A 3,009-nucleotide genomic window follows, 5' to 3' on the forward strand; every position below is an offset into this window, starting at 1 on the left:
TAGAGCTCTTCTAGTGTTTTAGCATACTCTCTTAACTCTTTTGAGAGAGCTATGGAGTTGCCCTCCTCTCCTTTTGAGATGACAAGATTTAGAGTCTGTTTATTGTTAAAAGATGCAAGTGTGTCTGTTTGTGGATACTCTATCGCTACCTTTGCAATATCACCTAGTTTTACATACTTTGAATCGATGTTTAAGATGCTCTCTTGCCACTGCTTGGCATCTGCTTTACCATTTATTGTTGAGAGATAGACGAAGTTTCCTCTTTGTTCTATATTTCCAATAGGAAAGATATAAGATAGGTCTGAGATAGCCTTTAAAACGCTTTCGTGCTTTAAACCATAAGCCAAAAAAGCATCTGAGTTTATACTTATAGAGATCTCTTCTTTTGAGTCTCCGCGAATAAGTATCTCGCTAATATGCTCCATTCTGGAGATTTTTACTTTTATCTCTTTAGCTATCTCAGTTAGCTCACCCTTTGTGATGCTATCTGAAGACAAAGATAAATTTATAAGTGGCCTTGTCCTATCTACCAGGATGGCTGATGGTTCATTCATATCTGATGGTAGATACTGTCTTGTTAACGAGATAGAATCTTTTACACGAGAGAGTATGTTTGCTTTGTTTGCATTTTCTTTAAGCGTAAGCATAATTGCAAAGGCGCCAGGAGTAATTACAGTCTCAGTTTTAACAATCCCATTGATATTGCTAAGCTCCTCTTCAATATCCCTTACAGCCATCTTATCCATAACACTAGCACTAGCTCCGCTATAAGCTCCACGGACACTTATGATGTCAAGTTCTACATTTGGAAAAATCTCTTTTGGGATATTTATATAGGCTTGAATCCCCATATATGTTAAAAAAACAAGCAACATGTAGTTTAAGCGCTTGTTCTCTATGAAATAAGTTATAAGTTTTGTCATAGTTTACAAAAGTGACTTTATAACGTTGCTAACGCCTTGATGTAAGTTATAAGTAGGTATTGGGAAATCGAGCTGTTCATTTTCTAAGTTTACACCATTAGCACTCAAGTAAGATGCTAGTTTACTTAAATCTATCTCCGTTTTACTCTCATCCGTAGCTCTGTTTGTTCTTTGAATTTTAAAAGCAAGAGATTTCAAGCTTACAAAGTCGCTCCATCTAAAAAATAGTTCTGGAGTTAACTCATCTACCATCACACCCTCTGGATTAAAGAGCTTTTTCTCATCTCTTAAAACCACAAGTACACTCAAAATCGCCTCACTAAATGGCACAACTCTAGTAGCCCAAAAAGCGGATTCATTTTTTGTTTGTAACTCTTTTGCAAGGTGTGAAATTATCTCATCAACTGTAGCACTTTTAAAAAGTTCATAACTCTCTTTTTTCATCTTATTTTCCTGTAATTTTAGTATCTTTTTATTGCCAAATCATTTATATGTCTATTTTCTATCGCGTCTTGATTTGGCGTATCTGCTAGATTTTCGTACTTTTTTATCGCCTCGATTATTTTTCTCTCTAGCGCATTTGGTTCTTGATATGTGATGTTTAAGATTAATTCTCTGCCACCAAGATAGTTCATAACCCAAAGCTCTTTATCTGATGGCTCAAAAGTTTTTCGCACATTAATCGTAGCCATCAGGACTCTGATATCTTCACCCTTGCTCTTAGAGTCGGTTGAGACAGTTTTATAGATTTCATACATCAAAGAACTTATCGCCTCTGCCTCAGCATCTCTTTGTGGTTTCTCATCTAGCATGGCTAAGAGTTTTGAGACTTTTTTTAGGTACTTATATTGTGGTTTTAAACCCTCAAGTAGTACAGCTCTAGCTGAGCCAAACTTAGCAAGGGCTTCTAATGCTATCTCAAAACTACTCTCATCTGTGCTTAAATCATACTCATTAATTATAAGTTTTGCTTCTTTTATACTCATTTTACAAATCCAGCCTCTCTTAGTTTTTCTATAATCTCATCGTCTTGCATACCCTGTTTTTTGTAGATATTTGCCCAAGTTTGAGCCTCCTCATTAAACTCCACTGCCTCTTTTGAGTGCATAGCTTGATGTTCTAATGTGTTGTAATGCTCTATAAGTTTTGCTATGTTCATAATGTAGTCTCTGTGAAATGCAGCTTTTGGATTGTTAGAAAAGAGCCATCTTATAGCATCGTAGAACATCTCTGGAGTTCTGTTTGTCTCTTTTAGATGCAGTCTTAACATATACTCAGCGTCCATATTTCTATGCTCTTTTCTTACATAATTTCTTTGAAGTTTTTTCCTCTCATGATCAAAAAAGGCCACAACTCTTTTGATTTTTAAGTTAAATTCATTGCCCTTTGCATCTAGTTCTTTTGTTTTTTTAACTACTATATTTTTATTTTCTTGTGCAAAAAGAGCTTCAAGTGCATCTATGTCATAGTTTTTATTTAACTTTGCAAAGTATGGCTTTAGCTTCTCTGAGATATGAACTCTATAAAAGTCCTTTTGCACCTCTAGAGTGGTAAAATAGCTTGTATAAAAGATGCAATCATCTTCTTTTATTTCTAAAGTTTTAGACAAAAATCTGCTAAAATCAGGCTCAGATGCAGAGTCTATTTTATTGATAATATAACACTTAAATTTAGCATCTTGCATCTCAACCTGTGAGACAAGCTGTGCTAAAAATTTCGCCTCATTTTTGTCAAGTTTTTGTATAAATGCGTACATTGTGCTCCATATCTATTGAACCTTCTGATTAATCTATAAACTAGATTCCGTGTCGAGCACAAAATGACGAAATTCGCATCATTCTGAACTTGATTTGGTATCCAACTTAATAATCCTTCAGAGCATTCTGTTTTTATCAAAATCTCTAACTAATCTCATTTTTAGTATAATCCCACTCTTAAATAAAAGGAGACATATTGAAAATTAGTAAAAGTTTTTTAACTCATTTAGTAGCTGTGATTTTAGCAGTTTTATCTTTTGTAGTAGCTGATAAATATAGTTCGCTCCTTCTTTTTACATCCCTTTTTGCTATCTCTGGTGCTATAACAA

4 protein-coding genes are annotated in these 3,009 nt (G+C 34.4%); all 4 read right to left on the reverse strand.

Going from position 1 to position 3,009, the window contains the following annotated elements:
• A partial coding sequence (locus PHI38_RS10010) for an efflux RND transporter permease subunit (RefSeq protein ID WP_299855716.1) occupies positions 1-923 on the reverse strand: 923 nt, incomplete at its 3' end.
• 3 nt (positions 924-926) lie between these two features.
• Positions 927-1,367 carry a hypothetical protein gene (locus tag PHI38_RS10015; protein WP_299855718.1) on the reverse strand — a complete coding sequence of 147 codons (441 nt, stop codon included), beginning with the start codon at positions 1,365-1,367 and terminating at the stop codon, positions 927-929.
• 17 nt (positions 1,368-1,384) lie between these two features.
• Positions 1,385-1,909, reverse strand: coding sequence for a hypothetical protein (locus tag PHI38_RS10020; protein ID WP_299855720.1), 525 nt, complete (start codon positions 1,907-1,909; stop codon positions 1,385-1,387).
• Entirely contained in the window at positions 1,906-2,679 is a 774-nt protein-coding gene (locus PHI38_RS10025; protein ID WP_299855722.1) for a hypothetical protein, read from the reverse strand. The genes PHI38_RS10020 and PHI38_RS10025 overlap by 4 nt, the downstream gene beginning before the upstream one ends.
• Positions 2,680-3,009 lie beyond the last annotated feature (330 nt).

Source organism: Sulfurimonas sp. (assembly GCF_028694895.1).
Lineage (GTDB): Bacteria > Campylobacterota > Campylobacteria > Campylobacterales > Sulfurimonadaceae > Sulfurimonas.

Excerpts from the sequence above, each read along its gene's own strand:
- PHI38_RS10015 (WP_299855718.1), bottom strand. The coding sequence starts at position 1,367 with ATGAAAAAAGAGAGTTATGAACTTTTTAAAAGTGCTACAGTTGATGAG.
- PHI38_RS10020 (WP_299855720.1), bottom strand. The coding sequence starts at position 1,909 with ATGAGTATAAAAGAAGCAAAACTTATAATTAATGAGTATGATTTAAGC.
- PHI38_RS10025 (WP_299855722.1), bottom strand. The coding sequence starts at position 2,679 with ATGTACGCATTTATACAAAAACTTGACAAAAATGAGGCGAAATTTTTA.